This is a genomic window from Streptomyces coacervatus, from assembly GCF_029223485.1.
Lineage (GTDB): Bacteria > Actinomycetota > Actinomycetes > Streptomycetales > Streptomycetaceae > Streptomyces > Streptomyces coacervatus.
Window position 1 is genome coordinate 86,125 of sequence record NZ_JARHTP010000019.1, and the last position, 21,851, is coordinate 107,975.

Annotated in this window: 23 protein-coding genes and 1 riboswitch; of the genes, 11 read left to right on the plus strand and 12 right to left on the minus strand. The window is 69.4% G+C overall.

Annotated features, from left to right (window positions below):
• Window positions 1-14: 14 nt before the first annotated feature.
• The gene (locus tag P2Q00_RS37680; RefSeq protein WP_275778675.1) at window positions 15-431 is read left to right on the plus strand and encodes a DUF3592 domain-containing protein; all 417 of its coding nucleotides are present in this window, start codon (window positions 15-17) and stop codon (window positions 429-431) included.
• A gap of 5 nt (window positions 432-436) precedes the next feature.
• Here the strand turns inward: P2Q00_RS37680 and P2Q00_RS37685 are convergent, their stop codons facing one another.
• Window positions 437-826 (minus strand): hypothetical protein, encoded by a 390-nt coding sequence (locus P2Q00_RS37685; RefSeq protein WP_425579674.1) that lies wholly within the window; start codon window positions 824-826, stop codon window positions 437-439.
• Between the two features lie 119 nt (window positions 827-945).
• Here P2Q00_RS37685 and P2Q00_RS37690 point away from each other — a divergent pair, with 119 nt between their 5' ends.
• From P2Q00_RS37690 to P2Q00_RS37710, 5 genes are all read left to right on the plus strand, one after another.
• Entirely contained in the window at window positions 946-1,785 is an 840-nt protein-coding gene (locus P2Q00_RS37690; RefSeq protein WP_275778679.1) for a helix-turn-helix domain-containing protein, read from the plus strand.
• Entirely contained in the window at window positions 1,769-1,975 is a 207-nt protein-coding gene (locus P2Q00_RS37695) for a DUF397 domain-containing protein (RefSeq protein WP_275778680.1), read from the plus strand. The genes P2Q00_RS37690 and P2Q00_RS37695 overlap by 17 nt, the downstream gene beginning before the upstream one ends.
• A gap of 223 nt (window positions 1,976-2,198) precedes the next feature.
• The gene (locus P2Q00_RS37700) at window positions 2,199-3,083 is read left to right on the plus strand and encodes a hypothetical protein (RefSeq protein ID WP_275778681.1); all 885 of its coding nucleotides are present in this window, start codon (window positions 2,199-2,201) and stop codon (window positions 3,081-3,083) included.
• Window positions 3,084-3,142: 59 nt separating this feature from the next.
• A complete protein-coding gene (locus P2Q00_RS37705; protein WP_275778683.1) occupies window positions 3,143-3,814 on the plus strand; it encodes a Uma2 family endonuclease in 672 nt (223 codons plus the stop codon).
• Between the two features lie 5 nt (window positions 3,815-3,819).
• Window positions 3,820-4,389, plus strand: a complete 570-nt coding sequence (locus P2Q00_RS37710; protein ID WP_275778684.1) for a hypothetical protein — start codon at window positions 3,820-3,822, stop codon at window positions 4,387-4,389.
• A 4-nt stretch (window positions 4,390-4,393) separates the two neighbouring features.
• Here P2Q00_RS37710 and P2Q00_RS37715 read toward each other — a convergent pair whose 3' ends face one another.
• From P2Q00_RS37715 to thrC, 8 genes are all read right to left on the minus strand, one after another.
• Window positions 4,394-5,938 carry a carboxylesterase/lipase family protein gene (locus tag P2Q00_RS37715; RefSeq protein ID WP_275778685.1) on the minus strand — a complete coding sequence of 515 codons (1,545 nt, stop codon included), beginning with the start codon at window positions 5,936-5,938 and terminating at the stop codon, window positions 4,394-4,396.
• 2 nt (window positions 5,939-5,940) lie between these two features.
• Window positions 5,941-6,819: a metallophosphoesterase gene (locus tag P2Q00_RS37720; RefSeq protein ID WP_275778687.1), complete on the minus strand. Its 879-nt coding sequence runs from the start codon at window positions 6,817-6,819 to the stop codon at window positions 5,941-5,943.
• A 1-nt stretch (window position 6,820) separates the two neighbouring features.
• Complete coding sequence (locus P2Q00_RS37725; RefSeq protein ID WP_275778690.1) at window positions 6,821-7,423, minus strand: GNAT family N-acetyltransferase; 603 nt, start codon at window positions 7,421-7,423, stop codon at window positions 6,821-6,823.
• 119 nt (window positions 7,424-7,542) lie between these two features.
• The gene (locus tag P2Q00_RS37730) at window positions 7,543-8,667 is read right to left on the minus strand and encodes an NADH:flavin oxidoreductase (protein WP_275778692.1); all 1,125 of its coding nucleotides are present in this window, start codon (window positions 8,665-8,667) and stop codon (window positions 7,543-7,545) included.
• Window positions 8,668-8,887: 220 nt separating this feature from the next.
• Window positions 8,888-10,510, minus strand: coding sequence for a chaperonin GroEL (gene groL / locus P2Q00_RS37735; protein ID WP_275778693.1), 1,623 nt, complete (start codon window positions 10,508-10,510; stop codon window positions 8,888-8,890).
• A gap of 317 nt (window positions 10,511-10,827) precedes the next feature.
• Window positions 10,828-11,034 carry a cold-shock protein gene (locus P2Q00_RS37740; RefSeq protein WP_019057200.1) on the minus strand — a complete coding sequence of 69 codons (207 nt, stop codon included), beginning with the start codon at window positions 11,032-11,034 and terminating at the stop codon, window positions 10,828-10,830.
• 452 nt (window positions 11,035-11,486) lie between these two features.
• Window positions 11,487-11,762 carry a ubiquitin-like small modifier protein 1 gene (locus tag P2Q00_RS37745; protein WP_275778697.1) on the minus strand — a complete coding sequence of 92 codons (276 nt, stop codon included), beginning with the start codon at window positions 11,760-11,762 and terminating at the stop codon, window positions 11,487-11,489.
• Window positions 11,763-11,845: 83 nt separating this feature from the next.
• The gene (gene thrC, locus P2Q00_RS37750) at window positions 11,846-13,156 is read right to left on the minus strand and encodes a threonine synthase (RefSeq protein ID WP_275778699.1); all 1,311 of its coding nucleotides are present in this window, start codon (window positions 13,154-13,156) and stop codon (window positions 11,846-11,848) included.
• Window positions 13,157-13,174: 18 nt separating this feature from the next.
• A riboswitch (SAM riboswitch) is annotated at window positions 13,175-13,330 on the minus strand.
• 141 nt (window positions 13,331-13,471) lie between these two features.
• On the opposite strand from thrC, the gene P2Q00_RS37755 reads away from it, so the two are divergent.
• Complete coding sequence (locus P2Q00_RS37755; RefSeq protein ID WP_275778701.1) at window positions 13,472-14,416, plus strand: glucosyl-3-phosphoglycerate synthase; 945 nt, start codon at window positions 13,472-13,474, stop codon at window positions 14,414-14,416.
• Window positions 14,417-14,503: 87 nt separating this feature from the next.
• Window positions 14,504-15,988: an alpha,alpha-trehalose-phosphate synthase (UDP-forming) gene (locus tag P2Q00_RS37760; RefSeq protein ID WP_275778702.1), complete on the plus strand. Its 1,485-nt coding sequence runs from the start codon at window positions 14,504-14,506 to the stop codon at window positions 15,986-15,988.
• A 95-nt stretch (window positions 15,989-16,083) separates the two neighbouring features.
• On the opposite strand, the gene otsB is transcribed toward P2Q00_RS37760, so the two are convergent.
• The 3 genes from otsB to P2Q00_RS37775 are packed head-to-tail and all read right to left on the minus strand — an operon-like array spanning window position 16,084 to window position 18,567.
• Window positions 16,084-16,965 (minus strand): trehalose-phosphatase, encoded by an 882-nt coding sequence (gene otsB / locus P2Q00_RS37765; RefSeq protein WP_275778704.1) that lies wholly within the window; start codon window positions 16,963-16,965, stop codon window positions 16,084-16,086.
• A gap of 59 nt (window positions 16,966-17,024) precedes the next feature.
• Entirely contained in the window at window positions 17,025-17,258 is a 234-nt protein-coding gene (locus tag P2Q00_RS37770; RefSeq protein WP_275778706.1) for a DUF3263 domain-containing protein, read from the minus strand.
• A gap of 43 nt (window positions 17,259-17,301) precedes the next feature.
• Window positions 17,302-18,567, minus strand: coding sequence for an extracellular solute-binding protein (locus P2Q00_RS37775; RefSeq protein WP_486389046.1), 1,266 nt, complete (start codon window positions 18,565-18,567; stop codon window positions 17,302-17,304).
• Between the two features lie 110 nt (window positions 18,568-18,677).
• Between P2Q00_RS37775 and P2Q00_RS37780 the strand changes: the two genes are divergently transcribed.
• From P2Q00_RS37780 to P2Q00_RS37790, 3 genes are all read left to right on the plus strand, one after another.
• A complete protein-coding gene (locus P2Q00_RS37780; protein WP_275778708.1) occupies window positions 18,678-19,619 on the plus strand; it encodes an ROK family protein in 942 nt (313 codons plus the stop codon).
• The gene (gene nagA / locus P2Q00_RS37785; RefSeq protein WP_275778709.1) at window positions 19,619-20,806 is read left to right on the plus strand and encodes an N-acetylglucosamine-6-phosphate deacetylase; all 1,188 of its coding nucleotides are present in this window, start codon (window positions 19,619-19,621) and stop codon (window positions 20,804-20,806) included. Before P2Q00_RS37780 ends, nagA begins: the two co-directional genes overlap by 1 nt.
• 102 nt (window positions 20,807-20,908) lie before the next feature.
• Window positions 20,909-21,838, plus strand: a complete 930-nt coding sequence (locus P2Q00_RS37790; protein ID WP_275778710.1) for a 1-phosphofructokinase family hexose kinase — start codon at window positions 20,909-20,911, stop codon at window positions 21,836-21,838.
• Window positions 21,839-21,851: the final 13 nt, after the last annotated feature.

Genomic DNA, 21,851 nt, shown 5'->3' on the forward strand with positions numbered 1-21,851 from the left:
GAGATACAGGGTTCATGGGCGGGTTGATCGGCGCGGGTGTTCCGCTGCTGCTCGGGACGGTGTTCATGACGGTCGGCGTCCTGGTCGGGCGCCGGTCACGCAGGCTGCGGCAGGAGGGGGCGCAGACCCGCGCGACGGTCGTCGGGCTGAAAACCCACCGCGACTTCGACTCGAACCGCACGATGTACCGGCCGGTGGTCCAGTGGGTGACCGCTGACGGCCGGACGGTGGAGGCCGAATCCTCGGTCGCCAGGAACACGGTCGGCGACCTCCGCCCGGGCGCAGCGGTGACCGTCTTCTACGACCCGGACAACCCGAAGCGGATGCTCATCGACGGCCACGACGGCGGCGTGCTGGTTGTCGTCTTCTGCATCGTGGGCTCCGTGTGCCTGGCGGCCGGCCTGCTCGTCGCCTGGTTCACCGTCACCTGACGCTCTCACGAGAGCCGCGCCTCCCGGTTCCGGCCCCGCACCCGGGCCCGCAGCACCTCCTCCGGCGGCGCGGCCCCCACCGACTCCGGCGGACACTCCCACTCCCGCCCGCCACCCACCGGCCGCAATTGCACCCGCCCGCCCACATGCCCCATGACCTCGCCGATCCGCCCGTCCCGCACATCGGTTGCGTATGCACCGACCGCCGGCCGCTCCCCCCGCAGCACGGACGCCAGCTTCTCGGCGGTACGCACATTGCAGCGGCCGAGGTCGACCAGAGCGAACGGCTCGTCGCTCGCGCCGGTCACGGGATCGACGCGGAGGGACGGCAGGGCGACACCGACACCGGTCAATGCCTCCCGCAGGGTTTCCACGATTTCTTCGGTCGACCGCACGTCGCTCATACCTCCACGCTGAGTTTGCTGTTCGCAACACAGCGTGGCCGCAACGCCCCTAACCTGGCCATACGAAACGTTCCAACAATCTCCTCTGTCAGACAGGGAGTTGGCTGCCCATGCCGGGACCGAAGGACCTCGACCCGTCGTCATCGCCCCGGGCGCTGCTGGGTGCAGAGTTGCGGCACGCGCGCGAGAAGGCCGGGTTGAGCCAGGACGAGCTGAGCCTGCGGCTGTTCGTAAGCGGGTCGTTCATCGGGCAGTTGGAGGCGGGGACTCGGCGGATGCAGCCGGGCTACGCGCGATTGCTGGACGAAGTCCTGGAGACCGGGGGCTTTTTCCTGCGGAACTGCGGGGCGGCGGCCAAGTCCAGGTATCCGGAGCACTTCGCGGAGGTGGCGGAGGCCGAGGCTCAAGCGACGGCCATCAGGGAGTACGCGCCGCTTCTAATCCCTGGGCTGCTGCAGACACCCGCTTACGCACGAGCCGTGAACCGCGGGTACGACCCGACGGCCCCGGAGGAGACCATCGACGAGTGGGTAGAAGGCCGGATGGAGCGGATCCGGCTGCTCGACCATCCAACAAGGCCGGTGTTGTGGGCAGTACTTGACGAAGCAGCGTTGCGCCGGGAGACCGGTGGCCGAGCCGTAATGGCCGAGGCCCTGCGCCACATCGCCGGTCTGGCCCGCCGGAGCCGGATCATCGTGCAAGTACTGCCGTTCAGCGCGGGAGCGCATACGGCAATGGAGGGTGCCTTGAAGCTGATGGAATTCGAGGACGCCCCTCCACTGGTCTACTTCGAGGGGGTGCGCATCGGACGGCTGGAGGACGACCCGGCCACGGTCTCCCAACTGAGGTTCACGTTTGATCTCCTCGTGGCTTCCGCGCTCTCACGGGAGAAGTCCCTGGCCCTGATCGAGGCGTTGGCGCAGGATTACGGCCATGAGGAACATCCCTGACTACGACCTGAGCACGGCCGTATGGCGCAAGTCGAGCTACAGCGGTGGTGGCGGCGGCAACTGCCTCGAAATAGCCGATGACCACCCCGCCCTCGTCCCCGTCCGCGACTCCAAATCCCCCCACGGCCCGAAGCTCGTGTTCCGGACGGAGGCCTGGTCCGCGTTCGTCGAAAACCTCAAGCACGGCTGACTCAGCAGCCCCCCCCGAAGCTCAAGCCCCCAGCTCCGAGCCCTTTTTCTGTGGAATGGGTGGAGGGCCTCAACCCACCCTCCCTCCCGGCGAGTTGACTTGACGCGTTCGGCTTGCAACGCACAGTGACGATCGTCTAGCGTGCCCGCATAACGAACAGCCCCCGCTCGGTGCTCGCAACACCTGCGGGGGCTTGACCAACGAGATCGTTAGGCCCGATCCCATGGCTGAAGCCAAGCTTAGTGCTGCCTCCCTGCCCGCGCACGCGCTCCCCCACCCCCTGGCCAATCCCGGCTACGGCAAGCGCTCCGCGCCCGACCAACTCCCCCGCACCGCCCACGACTTCGCCCACCTCTCACCCCGCGAAGCCTCCATCGCCGCGTACATCGACCGCCTCCCCGACGGCGCCGACATCTCCGTAAAGACGCTGGCCAAGACGCTGCCGTACGGACAGTGCGCGCTCCGCACCGCCCTCAACAACCTGCAACGCGCAGGGCACTTACGCCGAGGCCGCGAACATCTCGCCGACTCGGGCAGCCAGCGCTGGATCACCCGAACGTGGTTCACCCGCACCGCACGCGACGACAACTGGTGGGCGACCTTCACCCGAGGCGACGTACCGAAGGAACCCCCGCAACCGGCCCGCCCCCCCCCCACCCGCTCCCGCGCCCACATCCTCCTCGCCGCCCTCGGCCGTACGGCCCCCGTCCTGACGCTCTCCCAGGCCGACTGCGCGGCGCTCGCCCCTCTGGTGACGGAGTGGTTCGCCCGAGGGGCCACCGACGCGGCCGTACTCCACGCCCTGACCAGCGGCCTGCCCACCCCGGTCCACCACCCGGCCGCCCTCGTCCGCACCCGCCTGACCGGCAAACTCCCGCCCGAACCCGTACGAGAGCCATACCGCCCGCCCCTCCGCGTCCTGGAGTGCGCGAAGTGCGGCGCCCCGGGACGCCCGGAGGCCCTGCCGGGCGGCATCTGCGGCGCATGCCGAGGCGAACGCGCCCCCAGTGGCCACCACACGCCTCTTCCGGCCTCCGCAGTCCACACCCGCGCGGCAGCAATCCGTGCCGCAATGGATCAACGACGACACGAAGGGACACCCGCATGACAGCTCCGACGGTCCGACGTCACCACTCCGGGGCACGATGGAGGAGAGGAGGCGATTCCATGACCCCCAGCACCGCCGAACGCCCGCAGATGCCCATCGAGGACTTCGAGGACCTGGTCGCCGTGGCCCCGGCGCACGTACGGCTCGAATTCGTCGACGGCCGGATCCGTACGAAGGACCCCCTCAGCGTCGAGGACTTCGAGGAACTGGAGCGCCGGGCACCGGAGACTGTCCGGCTTGAGTACATCAACGGAAAACTAGAGGTCAAGGCAATGCCGGACGGCAACCACCGCTCGATCTACATGTGGCTGCTGCGCCAGTTCCTTCTTCAGCGCCCCGACCTCGATCTCACACCCGAGTCCGGTGTCAAGGCCGAGGCCTACCGCAAGGGACGTGCCCGTACCGACGCAGCGCTCGTGTTCGTGGACCACTTTGTGGGACACGGCGAGTGGTCCGACACCGACGGCATTCTCATGGCTCTTGAGATCACCTCCCACGACCGCGACACCAACCAGCGCGACCGCATCGACAAGCCCGTCGGCTACGCCGAAGCCGACATCCCCGTCTACCTCCTCATCGACCGCGACAACAACACGATCGCCGTCTACAGCGAGCCGAAGGACGGCCGCTACCAGCAGACCCCGTCCTACCCCTGGGGAGCCGTCATCGACATCCCCTCCCCCGTGAACATCACCCTGAATACCGAAAAGCTCAAGGACTACGCAGACTGACACCCATGAACCACGCCCAGCTAACCGCCCTCGGCCGCGCCCTCCGCCTCCTCGGCGAGCACGGCGAAGTGCTCACGCCCGACACCCCGGACGCCAAGCTCCACGAGGTCAAGGCCGACCTCCGTCGCGCCCTGGACCTCTTGGCCGAGAGCGTCACGGGCGCCGTGCCCACCACCCGCTGCCCCGAGCACCCGAACGGCCCGGTCGACGAGAACGCCCAGGACCTCTGCCTGCTCTGCGAGACCAGGCGCCGTGCGGCCCGCCGCGCCGAGTACAACGGCGGCCCCGTGCCCTCGCACCCCACCGAGACCGCCCCCTCCCGCTACGGCGTCAGCGCCGACCGCCCGCAGCCCCAGCAGCGCTGGCTCCCTGAAGCGTGGAACGGCCAGGCGTGGCAGCTGTGCGGCACCCCGCGCCGGGACCGGCGCGAGGCCGAGCTGTACCTCGCCGCGCAGCGCCGCGGCCCTCGTCCGGCCATGGCGTACCGCCTGGTGCACGAGTTCACCGACTATGAGGTGCTGCGCGTCTGGGGCACCCCGGTGAAGGTCGACATCGAGCCGCTCGGCAATCTGTAGCCCGCTACTTCAGCAATGGCAGCTCACCGAACTCGTACCCCTCCCACAGCCGCCGCGACGCCTCCTCCGGATACCGCCTGACCTCCGGCTTCACATCCAGCACCTGGACGAGGCGCTGAGCATCCCCGTACGCCGGCCAGCCCGGCTCCCCCGTCCGCGCGAACGCGGTCCACGACGCCCGGAAGCGGGCCGACAGCTCCTCCGCCTCCGGCGGCACCCCGCTCTCCGCGAACAGCAGGTTCCCGAGATCCGCCTCGAACGTGCCGAACACCAACGGAATGTCCAGCCCGTGGCATGCACCGAGGACACCACCGGCCCCCGGAGCCGGCCAGGTCAGCTCGTAGACGTGAGCGCGCCCACCACCCGCAATCTGCGCCTCGGCCAGGTGCAGCGAAGGCATGTTGAACAGCCAGTCCGTCTGGACGCGTTCGAACAGCTCGCCCGGCGTCGCGTCCGGGAAGGCCTGCCGATACGACCGCTCCCCGTCCGGCCCCGGCGCGAACGTCCGCAACGCCCAGGCCGCCTGCTCCTCCCCTATCTTGCCCAGCAGCCCGCCGAGGACGAGGAACAGCCGGAACTCATCCCTGTTGTGACCGACGAGCAGCTCCACGTCCGTGCCCGCACCCGCCGCCAGCGCCTCCCAGGGAGTGCACGGCAACACCTCCCCGTCGACCACCGGCGAGAAGGGCGTGGCCGTCGGAGCCACCTGCCCCCACCGGTCCGCGTACGAGCGCATGTTGGCGCTCAACGCCTCGCCGGCCGAGGTCAGTTGACGAGGATCGACGGTGGCGAGATCAGCGACCGTCGGCCGCAGCCCCGCCTCCCCCGCGATGGCGGACGCGATGTCGCGAGCCAACTCGTCGGAGAAGTAGGTCCCCGGCACGCTCTGCGCGATCGCCCTCCCGAACAACCCGCGCGCACTCGGCATGGCCAGCAACGCCGCCACCGACCCGGCACCGGCGGACTCACCGAACACGGTCACCTGCCCGGGATCACCCCCGAATGCCGCGATGTTGTCCCGCACCCACTCCAGCGCGGCCACCTGATCGAGCAGCCCTCGATTGGCAGGTGCACCCTCGATGAGCGCGAACCCCTCGATCCCCACCCGATAGTTGAGCGTCACGACGACCAAGTCCCCGTCGCGGGCGATGTGTTGGGCGTCGTAGCCGGGGCTGCCGGAGTGACCGAGCTTGTAGGCCCCGCCGTAGATCCACACCATCACCGGCCGACGAGCGGCCGGATCCGCCTCCGGCGTCCAGACGTTGACGGTCAGCCAGTCGTCGCCCTCGGGGGCGTCCAGTACGACCTTACGGCCCTGGATGCCGGACTCCTGCGGGGGCGGCGGCCCGAAGGCGTACGCCTCCCGGGTCCCCTCCCAGGCGCGCACGGGACGCGGCGCCCCGAACCGGGCCTCCCCGACGGGCGGTTCGGCGAACGGGATACCGCGGAAGACCGTCAGTCCGTCCTCCCGCCGCCCGCGCACCGCACCGGCGGCGGTGCGCACGACAAGCCCCTCGGCTGCCGAATCCCGAACCTCGGTTGTCGTCATCCTCAGCCCAGCCTCTCGATCAGGTCCCGCGTCCGCTCCTCGTCGAGCTCGTACACCGTCTCGTGGGCGCGCGGATCGCGGGCATGGAAGGTATGGAACATCGGCCCGGTCGAGCCTGTGGACCCGTCACCCAGCTCCACAAGCGAGGCGGACGCCCCGCGCACCGCGCGCTCGGTCCCGGGGGCGGTGGTCAGGTCGATGCGGTTGACGATGCCCGGCGTGACCCACACCGGCACCGACTCCAGCAGCCCGAAGAGCTGGAGGTGATAGTGCCCGGTGAGGACGACCCGCACATCACTCCCCCGGACCGCCTCCGCCAGCTCGCCCGGATTGCGCAGCCCGAAGACCGGCTGGGTCGCCGAGATGTCCAGGGCGATGGGTGGGTGGTGGAAGGCGAGAACGGTTCCCAGCTCCGCCGGGACGCTCAACACACCACGCAGCCAATCCAGTTGGACGGTCCCCAGATGCCCGTACACCTCCCCCGGCACCAGCGAGTCCAGCGTCACGAACCTCCACCCGCCGACCGCGCTCACCGCACAGCGCTCGGCGCCGGCGGTGTGCGCAAGGTCGCTGCCGTCGACGGCGAGATGCCCGCTGCCGAGCACCTTGGCGAAGGCCTCACGCTCGTCGTGGTTGCCGGTGGTGTAGAAGACGGGCGCGCCCATCCGTCCCGCGAACTCGCCGATCAGCCCTCGCACGGTGGTGTACGCCTCCACCGCCCCGTCGTCGGCGAGGTCCCCGGTGACGACGATCGCGTCCACGCCCCGCTGGTGGCGCAGTTCGTCGAGCATCAGCCGGAGCGAGTCGGTCGCGTTGACGCCGTGCTTGTTGGGGGCGTCGGTGCGCTCTATGTGGGTGTCTGACAGATGCAGGATCCGCATGTCACGAAACGCTAGCCGCCCGCCACATCGTCGTCACCACCTGGCCCGTGGGGAGGACGATCTCGTCGCGGACGCCGAAGCCCACACTCTCGTACCGCTTGAGGTTGGCGGGGTTGGTCGACTCCAGATAGGCCGGAGCACCAACCTCATCGATACGGGCGAGACTCTCGGCCAGCAGCCCCATGCCCAGCCCCTTGCCGCGGTGGTCGGCGTGCGTGCCGAGGATGGTGAGGTAGAAGAAGGGCTCGGCGGGGTGGGCCGCCTCGAACCGATCTCCAACCGCCATGATCGCCCGAGCCGTGTCAGCGCTGGAGACCCGCGCCAACTGCCCCTCCAGCCCGTCCGCTTCCTCCGGCATCAGCTCGACGCCCTCCGGCGGAATCCAGATCGCGGCGGCCTCGGCGTCGGGCGTCACGAGCGACCAGGGATATCGCAGGGCGGAGGTGACGTAGACCCGCCACATGACGGCAGCCTGCGCGGCCCGCCGCTGCGAGTCCGGGAAGGCGGGCCCCCACACCGGGTCGTGGAAAAAGGCGCTGGTGAAGGTGGAGACGATGGCGTCGATGTCGGCAGCGGTGGCGGTGCGGGCGGAACCGTTCGTCATGCCCACCATTCTCAGCCCGTCCGGCGTTTGAGGACGAGACCCTTGGGCCGATGGGGGCTCTGGGGGCGAAGCTCCCAGGGCCGCGCACCCCCACCGACCCGCACCGCTCAAACAAACGGTCAGCTCAGGGACTGAAGCGCCGCCGCATCGTAGGGCGCCAGCTCCGAGAGCCGGTCGGAGAGAACCTTCGCCGCCCACTCAGGATCCTGCAGCAGCGCCCGCCCGACCGCGACCATGTCGAACTCCTCGGCCTCCAGCCGGTCGAGCAGGTTGTCGATGCCCTTGACCGGCGCCCCTTCACCCTGGAATCCCTTGAGGAAGTCACCGTCGAGGCCCACCGAGCCGACGGTGATGACCGGCTTGCCGGTGATCTTCTTCGTCCAGCCGGCGAGGTTGAGGTCGGAGCCGTCGAACTCGGGCAGCCAGTACCGCCGCGTGGACGCATGGAACGCGTCGACGCCCGCGGCGGCCAGCGGCGTGAGGATCGCCTCCAGCTCCTCGGGGGTCTCGGCGAGCCGCGCCTTGTAGTCCTGCTGCTTCCACTGCGAGTAACGGAAGATGATCGGGAAGTCGGGGGACACCGCCGCACGGACCGCCGCGACGATCTCCGCCGCGAACGTGGCGCGGGCGACGGCGTCACCGCCGTATGCGTCCGTACGACGGTTCGTGCCCGCCCAGAAGAACTGGTCGAGGAGGTAGCCGTGGGCGCCGTGCAGCTCCACACCGTCGAAGCCGATGCGCTCGGCGGCGGCAGCGGCCTCGGCGAACGCGCCCACGACGTCGTCCACGTCCTGCTGGGTCATGGCCTTGCCCGTCGGCTCGACGCCCGCGTTCACCAGGCCGGAGGGGCCGACGGCGGGGGCGTCGGCGTACGGCGCCTGCCCCTGCTCACGCACCATGCCGATGTGCCACAGCTGCGGGACGATCGTGCCGCCGGCCGCGTGCACGTCCTCGGCGACCTTGGCCCAGCCCGCGAGCTGCTCCTCACCGTGGAAGCGCGGTACGCGGTCGCTGTTGCCGGCCGAGTCGTGACCGACGTACGTCCCCTCGGTGACGATCAGCCCGACACCGGCGGCGGCACGGCGCGCGTAGTAGGAGCGCACGTCCTCACCGGGGACGCCGCCCGGGGAGAACATGCGGGTCATCGGCGCCATCACGATCCGGTTCGGGACGGTGAGGCCGCCGAGCGCGATCGGGCGGGACAGGATCTGGGCCGCGCGGGAGGCGGGCGTGGTGACGGTCACGTGAGGGACTCCTCGTAAAGGGGCAGTGTTAACCGACTGGTATGTGCACGCGCATTGTTGCACTGCCTTAAGCAACCGCCTATGTGCTGCCCCACATTCCGGCCCGCACGAACTGCTTACGTGACCCAGGACACGCCCGAACACGCCCGAGGGCGGCACCCCCTGTCGGAACAGGGAGTGCCGCCCTCGGCAAAGACGTCGATCAACCGGAACCGGTCGATCAGAAGTCCATGTCACCGCCCGGCATACCGCCACCGGCAGGCGCGGCGGCCTTCTCCGGCTTGTCGGCGATGACGGCCTCGGTGGTGAGGAAGAGCGCGGCGATGGAGGCGGCGTTCTGCAGGGCAGAGCGCGTGACCTTCGCCGGGTCGATGATGCCTTCCTTGACCAGGTCGACGTACTCGCCGGTCGCGGCGTTGAGGCCGTGACCCGGGGTGAGGTTGCGGACCTTCTCCACCACGACGCCACCTTCGAGGCCGGCGTTGACGGCGATCTGCTTCAGCGGGGCCTCAAGGGCGATGCGCACGGCGTTGGCGCCGGTCGCCTCGTCACCTTCGAGGTCCAGCTTCTCGAAGACGCTGGACGCCTGGATGAGCGCGACGCCACCACCGGCGACGATGCCCTCCTCGACGGCGGCCTTCGCGTTGCGGACGGCGTCCTCGATGCGGTGCTTGCGCTCCTTGAGCTCCACCTCGGTGGCGGCACCGGCCTTGATGACCGCGACACCGCCGGCGAGCTTCGCCAGGCGCTCCTGCAGCTTCTCGCGGTCGTAGTCCGAGTCGCTGTTCTCGATCTCGGCGCGGATCTGGTTGACCCGGCCCTGCACCTGCTCGGAGGAGCCGGCACCGTCGACGATGGTGGTCTCGTCCTTGGTGATGACGACCTTGCGGGCCTTGCCCAGGAGGTCCAGGGAGGTGTTCTCCAGCTTGAGACCGACCTCCTCGGAGATGACCTCGCCACCGGTGAGGATGGCGATGTCGTTCAGCATCGCCTTGCGGCGGTCGCCGAAGCCCGGGGCCTTGACGGCGACGGACTTGAAGGTGCCGCGGATCTTGTTGACGACCAGGGTCGACAGGGCCTCGCCCTCGACGTCCTCGGCGATGATCAGCAGCGGCTTGCCCGACTGCATGACCTTCTCCAGGAGCGGGAGCAGGTCCTTGACGGAGCCGATCTTGGAGTTGGCGATCAGGATGTACGGGTCGTCGAGCGACGCCTCCATCCGCTCCATGTCGGTGGCGAAGTACGCCGAGATGTAGCCCTTGTCGAAGCGCATACCCTCGGTGAGCTCCAGCTCCAGACCGAAGGTCTGGGACTCCTCGACGGTGATGACGCCTTCCTTGCCGACCTTGTCCATGGCCTCGGCGATGAGCTCGCCGATCTGGGTGTCGGCGGCGGAGATGGAGGCCGTGGAAGCGATCTGCTCCTTGGTCTCGACATCCTTCGCCTGCTCGAGCAGGGCACCGGAGACGGCCTCGACGGCCTTCTCGATACCGCGCTTGAGGGCCATCGGGTTGGCGCCGGCGGCTACGTTGCGCAGGCCTTCCTTGACGAGGGCCTGGGCGAGAACGGTCGCGGTGGTCGTACCGTCACCGGCGACGTCGTCCGTCTTCTTGGCGACTTCCTTGACCAGCTCGGCGCCGATCTTCTCGAACGGGTCCTCGAGCTCGATCTCCTTGGCGATGGAGACACCATCGTTGGTGATCGTGGGGGCGCCCCACTTCTTCTCGAGGACGACGTTGCGGCCCTTGGGGCCGAGCGTCACCTTCACGGCGTCCGCGAGCTGGTTCATGCCGCGCTCGAGGCCGCGCCGCGCCTCCTCGTCGAACGCGATGATCTTGGCCATGTGAAGTGGTCCCTCCAGGACTGGGGGTGATTCCTTCGGACCGCGCCCGCGCCCGCGACGGACGGCTCGCATGCCTTGCAGGTTCCTTCCCCACCCGGCCTGCGGGCCTCACCGACCCGGTCCTTCGTTGTCACTCTCACCTTCAGAGTGCTAACGCCAATGATTAGCACTCGCCCCCTTCGAGTGCAAGCGCCTCTCGGGGGCTGGGCCCGCCCCCCTGACCCCGCCCCGGACATGCCGAAGGGCCCGTACCCAGGAGGTACGGGCCCTTCGATCAAGAACAGAAGAACGTCGCTGCAGTTGACCCGGCGCGTGCTTCAGCTGGTCGCCAGTCGGACCATGTCCGCCTGCGGCCCCTTCTGGCCCTGCGAGATCTCGAAATCGACCCGCTGACCCTCTTCCAGGGTGCGGTAGCCGTCCATCTGAATCGCACTGTAGTGGACGAAAACATCCGCACCACCGTCGACCGCGATGAAGCCGTACCCCTTCTCCGCGTTGAACCACTTGACGGTGCCCTGAGCCATGCCTAACTCCCCTATTACTGGCCCTTGCACAGATCCACACTTCGCGGATCCGGGTCAGACCTCACCCCCCACGGTTGGGGGCGTGCGCCGGAACGCGTCGACCGCGGCTGAATGTATCTGTCCAACTGCCGTCTGCAACAGGTCAATCGGACGAGAATTCCGGGCACGACCGGTCGGGAATTTACTAAGAATTCGCCCGAATTCAGGGCAAGTCGGGCCCCATAAAAGGAGCATAAGACGCAAAAAACCTGCACACTTTGGCTACTTCTCGCTGCCCGAGAAGCAAGAACTCATATGCATGCGGCAAGCGGAGTCGAGCAGGTTCCCCAACTGTACCGTGCTCAACCATGCAGAATTGCCCCCTCCGCTTCTCTCACGGAGGGGGCAATTCGGTGAACTCTTGGTAATCGGCGTTACCGTCGGTAATAATCGGGGCGTCCGACCTGTTCCGGTCAGCCTCCGGCAACGGCCGGGATGATCGAGACACCCGCACCGTCCGGAGTCGCCGTCTCCAGCCCCTGCTCGAACCGCACGTCGTCGTCGTTCACGTACACATTGACGAACCGACGCAGCTTGCCCTGGTCGTCGAGAACCCGGGCAGCGATCCCGTTGTGGTTCTTCTCCAGGTCGGCGATGACTTCGGCGAGGGTCGCACCTTCGGCGACGACCTCGGCCTGCCCGCCGGTGTAGGTGCGCAGGATGGTAGGGATACGAACGTTGACGCTCACGATGAAACCTCCGGTCAGGTGTGGCTTTTAAGGGGCGCGGGGAACTGCGCGACCAGCCCCCACCGCCCCGCAGACAAAAACGACTAGCCGAGTCCGGCCTCACGGAACGACTCAAGGCTGGGACGGATCGTCGCCGTAAGACCCGTGTCCGCTACCGCATCCAGCGTCTTGAGACCATCACCCGTGTTCAGGACGACGGTCGTCAGGCTCGGGTCCAGCAGACCGTTCTCGATCAGCTTCTTCGTCACACCAACGGTCACCCCGCCCGCCGTCTCGGCGAAGATCCCCTCAGTCCGGGCGAGCAGCCGAATCGCATCGACGACCTGCTCGTCATTGACGTCCTCCACCGCACCCCCGGTGCGACGCGCAATGTCGAGGACGTAAGGACCATCCGCCGGGTTACCGATGGCGAGCGACTTGGCGATCGTGTTCGGCTTCTGCGGCCGCACGACGTCGTGCCCCGCCTTGTACGCGACGGAAACAGGGCTGCAGCCCTCGGCCTGCGCACCGAAGATCTTGTACGGCTTGTCCTCGACGAGCCCGAGCTTGATCAGCTCCTGCAGACCCTTGTCGATCTTCGTGAGCTGCGAGCCGGAGGCGATCGGGACCACGAGCTGGTCGGGGAGCTGCCAGCCCAGCTGCTCGCAGATCTCGTACGCCAGGGTCTTGGAGCCCTCCGCGTAGTACGGCCGCAGGTTGACGTTGACGAAGCCCCAGCCCTCGCCGGCCGGGTCGCCGATCAGCTCGGAGCAGAAGCGGTTCACGTCGTCGTAGTTGCCGTCGATGCCGACGAGCTCGCCGCCGTAGACCGCGGCCATGACGACCTTGCCCTGCTCCAGGTCGTGCGGGATGAACACGCAGGAACGGAAGCCGGCGCGGGCGGCCGCGGCACCCACCGCACCGGCCAGGTTGCCGGTGGACGAGCAGGAGAGAGTGGTGAAGTTGAACGCGCGGGCGGCCTCGATGGCCTGGGCGACGACGCGGTCCTTGAAGGAGTGCGTCGGGTTGCCCGAGTCGTCCTTGACGAACAGCTTGCCGGCGTCGACGCCGAGCTCGCGCGCCAGGTTGTCGGCCTTGACCAGCTTGGTCCAGCCGGGGTTGATGTTCGGCTTGTCCGCCACGTCCGCCGGGACCGGCAGCAGGGGCGCATAACGCCAGATGTTCGCGGGACCCGCCTCGATCTGCTTGCGGAGCTCCTCGGTGTCGTAGGCCGAGAAGTCGTACGCGATCTCCAGCGGGCCGAAACACTCCTCGCAGGCGAAGACCGGACCAAGGGGTACCCGGTGACCGCACTCGCGGCAGGAAAGAGCCGCGGCAGGACCCAGATCGACGGTGTTCACGGAGTTCGTGGAGTCCACGGAGTTCGTGGTGCTTGCAACAGTCTGCGCAGCCATGTGAGGCGAGGCCCTTTCTCCTCATCTTCCTCACGACGCATCTCGCCGTGAGACGGATTTGGCACCTTCCCTAGCCGGGAGCCTCGCGAAATGATCAACATCGATCTACGAGAACCGACTGGAGGGTTGCCGGGGCTTCATCGGGCCGTATCCCTCTGCCCCTCTGGATGAGCGGTATTCGGTTGTCCCTCCGACGACCTCGGACATGCAGCTCGGACATGCGATGGTCATCGTCGTTGTTCAAGACTGTAACCGAAGGCCAGGACAGTTGAGAGAGTCGTCCGAACCGCGAGACAACAGTGAGGAGCCGCCTACGTGCTGGAAGAAGTCGAGCGCTGGCTGAGCACCCGCTCCTGGTCTTTGACCGATCGCCCGCTGCACAAGATCCTGGCCGCCAAGCACCGCACCGGACAGTCGGTCAGCGTCGTGCTGCCCGCGCTCAACGAGGAGGAGACGGTCGGCGACATTGTCGCGATCATCCGTCATGACCTCATGCAGCAGGTCCCGCTCGTCGACGAGATCGTCGTCGTCGACTCCGGGTCCACCGACCGCACGTCCGAGGTCGCCGCGGCGGCCGGGGCCAGGGTCGTCCACCGTGACGACATCCTGCCGCGCATCCCGACCGTCCCCGGCAAGGGCGAGGTGCTGTGGCGCTCGCTCCTCGTCACCAGCGGGGACATCGTCTGCTTCATCGACGCCGACCTCAAGGAGTTCTCCTCGGACTTCGTGTCCGGGATCGTCGGCCCGCTGCTCACCGACCCCGGGATCGACCTGGTCAAGGGCATGTACGACCGTCCGCTGGGCGGCGCCGCAGGTCAGGGCGGCCGGGTCACCGAGCTGATGGCGCGCCCGCTGCTGAACATGCACTGGCCGCAGCTGGCCGGCTTCGTGCAGCCGCTCGGCGGCGAGTACGCGGCCCGGCGCTCGCTGCTGGAGCAGCTGCCGTTCCCCGTCGGGTACGGCGTGGAGCTGGGCATGCTGGTCGACGCCCTGCATCTGGTGGGCCTCGACGCGCTCGCCCAGGTGGACGTCGGGGTGCGCAAGCACCGGCACCAGGACGGGCAGGCGCTGGGCCGGATGTCCGCCGCGATCTACCGCACGGCACAGCTGAGGCTGGCCCGCGGGCATCTGATCCGCCCCTCGCTCACCCAGTTCGAACGGGGCGAGGACGGCTTCGAGCCGCGCACCTACTCCGTGGACACGGAGGAGCGGCCGCCGATGGTGGAGATCGCGGAATACGCCTCCCGGAAGGTTGCCTGACGGGTGCGCGTTACGCGCCGTATACGGTCTACCCGCCAAGAGCAACCAAACGTTTGAGCGTTTCCGGGCCGGGCTAGGTTGAGGCTTATGGCTTCCACGCACGGCGCAGGTCATCACGCTGGTCAGCACGTCGGCCACCGGGTGCTGGTCGCGTCCAACCGCGGCCCGGTCTCGTACGAGGTGCAGGAGGACGGCTCGCTGGCCGCCAGGCGCGGCGGCGGCGGGCTGGTCTCCGGCCTCTCCGCGATCGGGCCCGAGGCGGACGCCCTGTGGGTGTGCTCTGCGCTGTCCGACGGCGACCGCGAGGCGGTACGGCGCGGGGTCGGCGAGGACGGCGTGCGGATGCTGGACATCCCGGCCGACGTGCACGCCGACGCGTACAACGGCATCGCCAACTCCGTGCTCTGGTTCGTCCACCACATGCTGTACCAGACACCGCTGGAGCCGGTCTTCGACGCGGAGTTCCGGCGCCAGTGGGCGTCGTACGAGACCTACAACCGCGCGTTCGCCGAGGCGCTGGCCCATGAGGCGGCCGAGGGGGCCGCGGTCCTCGTGCAGGACTACCACCTGTGTCTGGTGCCGGGGATGTTGCGGGAGCTGCGGCCGGACCTGAGGATCGGGCACTTCTCGCACACGCCGTGGGCGCCGCCCGACTACTTCCGGATACTGCCGGACGACATCCAGGCGCGGCTGATGGAGGGCATGCTCGGGGCGGACCGGGTGGCGTTCCTGACCTGGCGGTGGGCCACGGCGTTCCAGAACTGTGTGCAGGGGCTCGACCCCGACCGCTGGGAGTCGACGTGGCCGTCGGGTGCCCCCAGGGCGATCGAGCACCTGCACGACGGCCGGCGGATCACCCGCAAGACGTTCATCGGCGTCCACGGCCTCGGCGCCGACGCCGAGTTCCTGCAGGCCCGTTCGCACCAGGCCGATGTCGAGGAGCGCATGGCGGCACTGCGCGAGGAGATCGGCGAGGGGCGGAAGACCGTCGTCAGGGTCGACCGGACCGAGCTGTCGAAGAACATCGTGCGCGGGCTGCTGGCGTACCGGCAGCTCCTCGACGACCACCCCGAGTGGCGCGAGCGCGTCGTGCACGTCGCCTTCGCCTACCCCTCCCGCCAGGACCTGGCCGTCTACCGGGAGTACACGGCCGAGGTGCAGCGGCTGGCGGAGGAGATCAACTCCCAGTACGGGACGCCGGGTTGGACCCCGGTGGTGCTGCATGTCAAGGACGACTTCGCGCGCTCCCTGGCCGCATACCGGCTCGCCGACGTGGCCCTCGTCAACCCCATCCGGGACGGCATGAACCTCGTCGCGAAGGAGGTGCCGGTGGTCTCCGACCACGGGTGCGTGCTGGTGCTGTCACGGGAGGCGGGGGCGTACCAGGAGCTGGGCAAGGACGCGATCACCGTGAACCCGTACGACGTGGTCGGCACGGCGGGGGCGCTGCACGAAGCTCTGACCATGCCGGTGGAGGAGCGGGCCGAGCGGACGAAACGGCTGGCTGCCGCGGCTACGGCGTTGCCGCCTGCGCAGTGGTTCCTGGATCAGCTGGAGGCTTTGCGAAGCTGAGGTCTGGGGGCTGCCGCCCCCAGGCCCCCGCTGTCGGCCCTTGAGGGGCCTCGTCCTCAAACGCCGGACGGGCTGGATTTCCGTGACCGGCGGCCTCAAACGCCGGACGGGCTGAAGTGCCCCGCCAGGCCCCGCAGCAGCCGCACAACCCCCTCCGGGCCGTCCACCACCACGTCCGCCCGTTCCCGCAGTTCCGTCACCTCGTCGCTGCCGCTGCACACCAGCAGGCCGGGGATGCCGTCGGAGCGGAGTTTGTCGACTGCGGCGAAGGCGGGCAGGTCGCCGAGGTCGTCGCCGGCGTAGAGGACCGCCGATGCGCCGATCTCGCGGACGTACTCCAGCAGGGCCACGCCCTTGTCCATGCCCGGCGGGCGCAGTTCCAGGACCATGCGGCCCGGCTCGACGATCAGGTCGTGCCGGGTGGCGAGGTCGGCGAGGGGCTCGCGCAAGGCCTCGAACGCGGCCTGGGGGTCGGCCGCCCTGCGGGTGTGGACCGCTACGGCGCGGCCCTTCTCCTCGATCCAGGTGCCCTGCCAGGCGCCGAACCGGTCGAGAAAACCGGGCAGTTCGGCACGGACTGCGGCGACGCCGGGGTGCGGGGCGGGTGCGCTGACGTTGCCGCTGACCGCGTCCCAGCGCTCGGCGCCGTAGTGCCCCAGGACGACGAGGTGCTCTAGGCCGGGGACGCCCGCGAAGCCGCCGTGCCGCACGGCGACACCCGCCGGGCGGCCGGTGACCACCGCGACGGAGGCGACCTTCGGGGCGAGGGAGGCGAGCGCGGGGACCGCGTCCGGGTGGGCGCGGGCCTGCTCGGGGTCCGGGACGATCGGGGCGAGGGTGCCGTCGAAGTCGAGACCGATCACCGATTTCGCGGGGTTCGCGAGGATCGCGGCGAGTCCGTCACGGCCTGCCTGTGTGGCGGGCGTCGGCAGGGGGTCCATGGAGTGCGTCGAGTCCGTGTCCGTATGGGTGCCCATACGGTGACCATAACCGCGCGGGGCGGGGCGCACCCATGGCTCAGGGGAGCGCACGGCCGTCAGCGTTCCGTCCGCCGTGTCTCCCGCACCCTGCGCAGCCTGTTCACCGTCACGGGGTCATGGGCGAGTGCCCGCTCGTCGTCCAGCAGGGCGTTGAGCAGCTGGTAGTAGCGGACGGGGGCCAGGCCCAGCTCCTCGCGTATGGCCCGCTCCTTGGCGCCGGGGCCCGGAAAGCCCCGGCGTTCGAGGGCGAGGACGGCCTGCTCGCGGTCGCCGAGTTGCTCCGGGTTCATGACCGCACCGTAGCCCCCGCCACTGACAGCGGCTATGTCCCGGCTACTGCGCGCTCTCCGCCATGGAGGCCGTCGACTCCAGCTGCGAGAGGGTGGCCGCGGGGCTGCCGCCGGGGGCCACGGCGCTGCCTATGCGCTTCTTGACGGCCGCGGCGACCGCCGCCCAGGAGGTCTTGTCGACGGGGTAGAGCTCGGACAGCGGGAGCTGCGCCAGGAACGGCTTGAGGGCGGCGTCCTGCTTGTCCGAGCTCATGACCTCGGAGGCGGAGGTGGTGACCGGCAGCAGGTCGTACTCGCGGGAGAAGGCGAGCACGTTCTTCTCGTCGTAGACGAAGTCGAGGAACTTGCCGACCTGCTCGGCGTGGCCGTTCTTCTTGAAGGCCGTCATCCAGTCGGCGACGCCCATGGCGTTCTTGCTCGGGCCGTTCACGCCGGGCATCGGCACCATGCCGTACTTCACGCCCTTCTTCGCGGCGATCTTCATCAGCGAGGGGTGCCCGTTGAGCATGCCGACATCGCCGCCCGCGAAGGCCTCGAAGGCCGCGGCACGGTTGAGGCTGCCGGGCGCGACGGGACCGGTGAGACCCTTGCCGACCAGGTCGTTCTTGAGCCAGGTGAAGGTGTCGACGTTCTGCGCGGAGTCGATGCCGTACGTGCCGACGGCGTCGGTGTAACCGCCGTCGCCGCTCAGCAGCCACTGCATCGTCTCGGCCTGCGCCTCCTCCGGGCCGAGCGGCAGCGCGTACGGGAACTTCACGCCGCGCGCCTTGAGCGCCTTGGCGTCGGCGGCGAGCTCGTTCCAGGTCTTCGGCGGGGTGAGGCCGGCGTCCTTGAAGAGGGTCTTGTTGTAGAAGAGCAGCCGAGTGGAGGCCGCGAACGGCAGCCCGTACTGCACGCCCTTCACCTGCCCCGCGGTGGCCAGCTGCGAGCCGAAGTCGGCCTGGGTGCTGATGGAGAGCATGTCGTCGGCGGAGTAGAGCAGGCCCTTGGCCGCGTAGTCGGAGTAGGCGCCGATCTGCGCCATGTCGGGCGCCTTGCCGGCGTCGACGAGCTCCTTGACCTTGCGGTCGACGTCGCTCCAGGAGTAGACGGTGACGTCGATCTTCACGCCGGAGTGCTTGCTCTCGTACTCCTTGACCAGCTGGTCCCAGTACTTCTGGGAGCTGTTGGCGGCCGAGTCTCCGTAGTCCGCGGCGATGAGCTTCAGCGTGACGTCCCCCGAGCCGCCGGTCAGGCCGCAGCCGCCGAGGACCGCCGTCATGCCCAGTGCGGACACCGCCGCGATCGTTCCTGTCCTACCCCGCTGCACTGCTTGTGACCCCAACCCTGCTGTCTCGCCGTTCAATATGTGGACACGATAGGTCTACACCACGTAAGTGGACTAGACCTCTTGCGGGTCCTGGGGTCACACTGTCCCCCGTGAGACATGTCATCGCCCTGGACGTGGGCGGCACCGGGATGAAGGCCGCCCTCATCGGCCCCGACGGCGAGCTGCTGCACCAGGCCCGCCGGGCGACCGGCCGCGAGCGCGGGCCGGACGCGGTCGTCGAGGGCATCCTCGGCTTCGCCGCCGAACTCAGCGCCTACGGCGCCGAGCACCTCGACGAGCCCGCGTCCGCCGCCGGCGTCGCCGTCCCCGGCATCGTCGACGCCGACCAGGGCATCGCCTCCTACGCGGCCAACCTCGGCTGGCGCGACGTCCCCCTGCGCGACCTGCTCGCCGAACGACTGGGCATCCCGGTCGCCCTCGGCCACGACGTCCGCACGGGCGGCCTCGCGGAGGGCCGGATCGGCGCCGGACAGGGCACCGACCGCTTCCTCTTCATCCCCCTCGGCACCGGCATCGCGGGCGCGATCGGCATCGCGGGCCGGGTGGAGGCGGGCGCGCACGGCTTCGCGGGCGAGATCGGCCACATCGTCGTACGACCGGGGGGCGCCCCCTGTCCGTGCGGGCAGGCCGGCTGCCTGGAGCGATACGCCTCCGCGGCGGCGGTGAGCGAGGCATGGGCGGCGGCCTGCGGAGACCCGGACGCGGATGCCGCCGACTGCGCGAAGGCGGTCACGTCCGGCGACCCGAACGCCGTCCGGGTCTGGCAGGAGGCAGTGGACGCCCTGGCCGACGGTCTGGTCACCGCCCTCACCCTGCTGGACCCCCGCATCGTGATCATCGGCGGCGGCCTGGCAGAGGCGGGGGAAACCTTGTTCACACCGCTGAGGGAGGCCGTCCGCAAGCGGGTCACCTTCCAGAAACTGCCGCAGATCGTCCCCGCGGCCCTGGGGGACACAGCCGGATGCCTCGGTGCCGGGCTACTGGCCTGGGATCTCCTAGCCACTACTGACAGCACGGAGGTAACGCCCTGATGGCAACCCCCCCAGGGGCGCGGGGAACTGCGCGATCAACCACGACGCTCCCGCAGGTGCTGACCGGCGCACGAGTAGTACTGCCCACCGGCACGGTGACCGACGGCCGCGTCATCGTCGACGGCACGCGGATCGCCGGGGCGGCGCCCGAGAACGCCCGGGTAGTCGACCTCAGCGGGCACTGGCTGGTACCGGGGTTCGTAGACATCCACAACCACGGTGGCGGCGGAGCCTCCTTCACCTCGGGCACGGTCGAGGACGTGCTCAAGGGCATCCACACCCACCGCCTGCACGGCACGACCACCCTCGTCGCCTCCACGGTCACCGGTGACATGGACTTCCTGGCCCAACGGGCAGGCCTGCTGTCCGAACTCGCCGAGCAGGGCGACATCGCCGGCATCCACTTCGAGGGCCCGTTCATCTCGCCGTGCCGCAAGGGAGCCCACTCCGAGGAACTCCTGCGCGACCCGGACCCGGCGGAGGTCCGCAAGCTGATCGACGCGGCGCGCGGCAGGGCGAAGATGGTCACCCTCGCCACCGAACTCCCCGGCGGCCTCGACTCCGTACGTCTGCTCGCCGAGCAAGGCGTCATCGCGGCGATCGGCCACACCGACGCGACGTACGAGCAGACGGTGGAGGCGATCGACGCGGGCGCCACGGTCGCAACGCACCTCTTCAACGCGATGCCGGCCCTGGGCCACCGCACCCCCGGTCCGATCGCCGCCCTCCTGGAGGACGAGCGGATCACGGTCGAGCTCATCAACGACGGCACCCATCTGCACCCCGCCTCGCTCCAGCTGGCGTTCCATCACGCCCGCGCGGACCGGGTCGCCCTCATCACGGACGCGATGGACGCGGCCGGTTTCGGCGACGGCAGGTACATGCTCGGCCCGCTGGAGGTGGAGGTCAGCGAGGGCGTGGCCCGTCTGGTGGAGGGCGGCTCCATCGCGGGATCGACGCTCACGCTGGACCGGGCGTTCCAGCGGGCGGTGACGGTGGACCGGCTACCGGTGGAGGACGTCGTGGCCGCAATCTCGGCCAATCCCGCCAAGCTGCTCGGCATGTACGACAGGGTCGGCTCCCTGGAGCCCGGAAAGTACGCCGACCTGGTGCTTCTTGACCATCAATTCGCCCTCAAGGGCGTGATGCGACGCGGTGAATGGGTGGTCGATCCCCAACTGGGGTGATGTGTCCGGCTGTTGAGGGCGGCGGTTGTCCTGCGAGACTGGGAGGACCGCCGTCCGTTTCGGCGCGCGTACAGCACTCGTCTTCGGGGGAGGTCGGCCCAGGTGATCCTCACGGTCACACTGAACACCGCTCTCGACCTCACGTACCGCATACCGGCGCTCAAGCCGCACGCCTCGCACCGGATCACCGAGGTCACCGAACGCCCGGGCGGCAAGGGCGTGAACGTAGCCCGCGTACTCGCAACCCTCGGCCACGAGGTGACGGTCACCGGCTTCACTGGCGGCGCGACCGGAGCGGTCGTACAGAGTCAACTCACAGCCATACCAGGGGTGGTGGACGCCCTGGTCCCGGTCGCCGCTCCGACCCGCCGCACGATCGCCGTCGTGGACGAGCAGACCGGCGACACCACACAACTCAACGAACCGGGCCCCACCATCACGCCCGCCGAGTGGTCCGCCTTCCAGGAGGCCTACGAGGACCTGCTCACCCAGGCGTCCGCGGTGGCCCTGTGCGGAAGCCTGCCGCCGGGTGTGCCGGTGGGCGCGTACGCCGGCCTGATACGGCTGGCGAAGGCCGCCGAGGTCCCCGTACTCCTCGACACCAGCGGCGAACCCCTGCGCCGCGGCGTCGCCGCGCGCCCGGACCTCGTCAAGCCGAACGCCGAGGAACTGGCCGAACTGACCGGCTCCCACGAGCCCCTGCGCGGCGCCCAGGACGCCCGCCGCCGGGGCGCCCGCTCGGTCGTCGCCTCGTTGGGCACGGAAGGCCTCCTGGCGGTCACCCCCGAGGGCCGCTGGCGAGCCACCCCACCGGCCCGCATCCACGGCAACCCGACGGGCGCGGGCGACTCGGCGGTGGCGGGCCTGCTGTCGGGGTGGGAAGAACAACTCCCGTGGCCGGAACGCCTGGCACGGGCGGTGGCGTTGTCGGCGGCGACGGTGTTGGCGCCGGTGGCGGGAGAGTTCGACCGCGCGGCGTACGAGGAGCTGGTGGGGCGGGTGGCGGTGACGGGGGACGCGTCCGCGGCGTAAACGCCCATCGGCT

Bases quoted from the DNA above. Each gene is read 5' to 3' on its own strand.
- P2Q00_RS37710 (WP_275778684.1), top strand. From the start codon at position 3,820: ATGAACCACGCCCAGCTAACCGCCCTCGGCCGCGCCCTCCGCCTCCTC.
- P2Q00_RS37695 (WP_275778680.1), top strand. From the start codon at position 1,769: ATGAGGAACATCCCTGACTACGACCTGAGCACGGCCGTATGGCGCAAG.
- P2Q00_RS37700 (WP_275778681.1), top strand. From the start codon at position 2,199: ATGGCTGAAGCCAAGCTTAGTGCTGCCTCCCTGCCCGCGCACGCGCTC.
- P2Q00_RS37770 (WP_275778706.1), bottom strand. From the start codon at position 17,258: ATGAACCCGGAGCAACTCGGCGACCGCGAGCAGGCCGTCCTCGCCCTC.
- P2Q00_RS37715 (WP_275778685.1), bottom strand. From the start codon at position 5,938: ATGACGACAACCGAGGTTCGGGATTCGGCAGCCGAGGGGCTTGTCGTG.
- P2Q00_RS37740 (WP_019057200.1), bottom strand. From the start codon at position 11,034: ATGGCTCAGGGCACCGTCAAGTGGTTCAACGCGGAGAAGGGGTACGGC.
- groL (WP_275778693.1), bottom strand. From the start codon at position 10,510: ATGGCCAAGATCATCGCGTTCGACGAGGAGGCGCGGCGCGGCCTCGAG.
- P2Q00_RS37760 (WP_275778702.1), top strand. From the start codon at position 14,504: ATGGCTTCCACGCACGGCGCAGGTCATCACGCTGGTCAGCACGTCGGC.
- nagA (WP_275778709.1), top strand. From the start codon at position 19,619: ATGGCAACCCCCCCAGGGGCGCGGGGAACTGCGCGATCAACCACGACG.
- thrC (WP_275778699.1), bottom strand. From the start codon at position 13,156: ATGGCTGCGCAGACTGTTGCAAGCACCACGAACTCCGTGGACTCCACG.
- P2Q00_RS37680 (WP_275778675.1), top strand. From the start codon at position 15: ATGGGCGGGTTGATCGGCGCGGGTGTTCCGCTGCTGCTCGGGACGGTG.
- P2Q00_RS37705 (WP_275778683.1), top strand. From the start codon at position 3,143: ATGACCCCCAGCACCGCCGAACGCCCGCAGATGCCCATCGAGGACTTC.
- P2Q00_RS37720 (WP_275778687.1), bottom strand. From the start codon at position 6,819: ATGCGGATCCTGCATCTGTCAGACACCCACATAGAGCGCACCGACGCC.
- P2Q00_RS37690 (WP_275778679.1), top strand. From the start codon at position 946: ATGCCGGGACCGAAGGACCTCGACCCGTCGTCATCGCCCCGGGCGCTG.
- P2Q00_RS37725 (WP_275778690.1), bottom strand. From the start codon at position 7,423: ATGACGAACGGTTCCGCCCGCACCGCCACCGCTGCCGACATCGACGCC.
- otsB (WP_275778704.1), bottom strand. From the start codon at position 16,965: ATGGGCACCCATACGGACACGGACTCGACGCACTCCATGGACCCCCTG.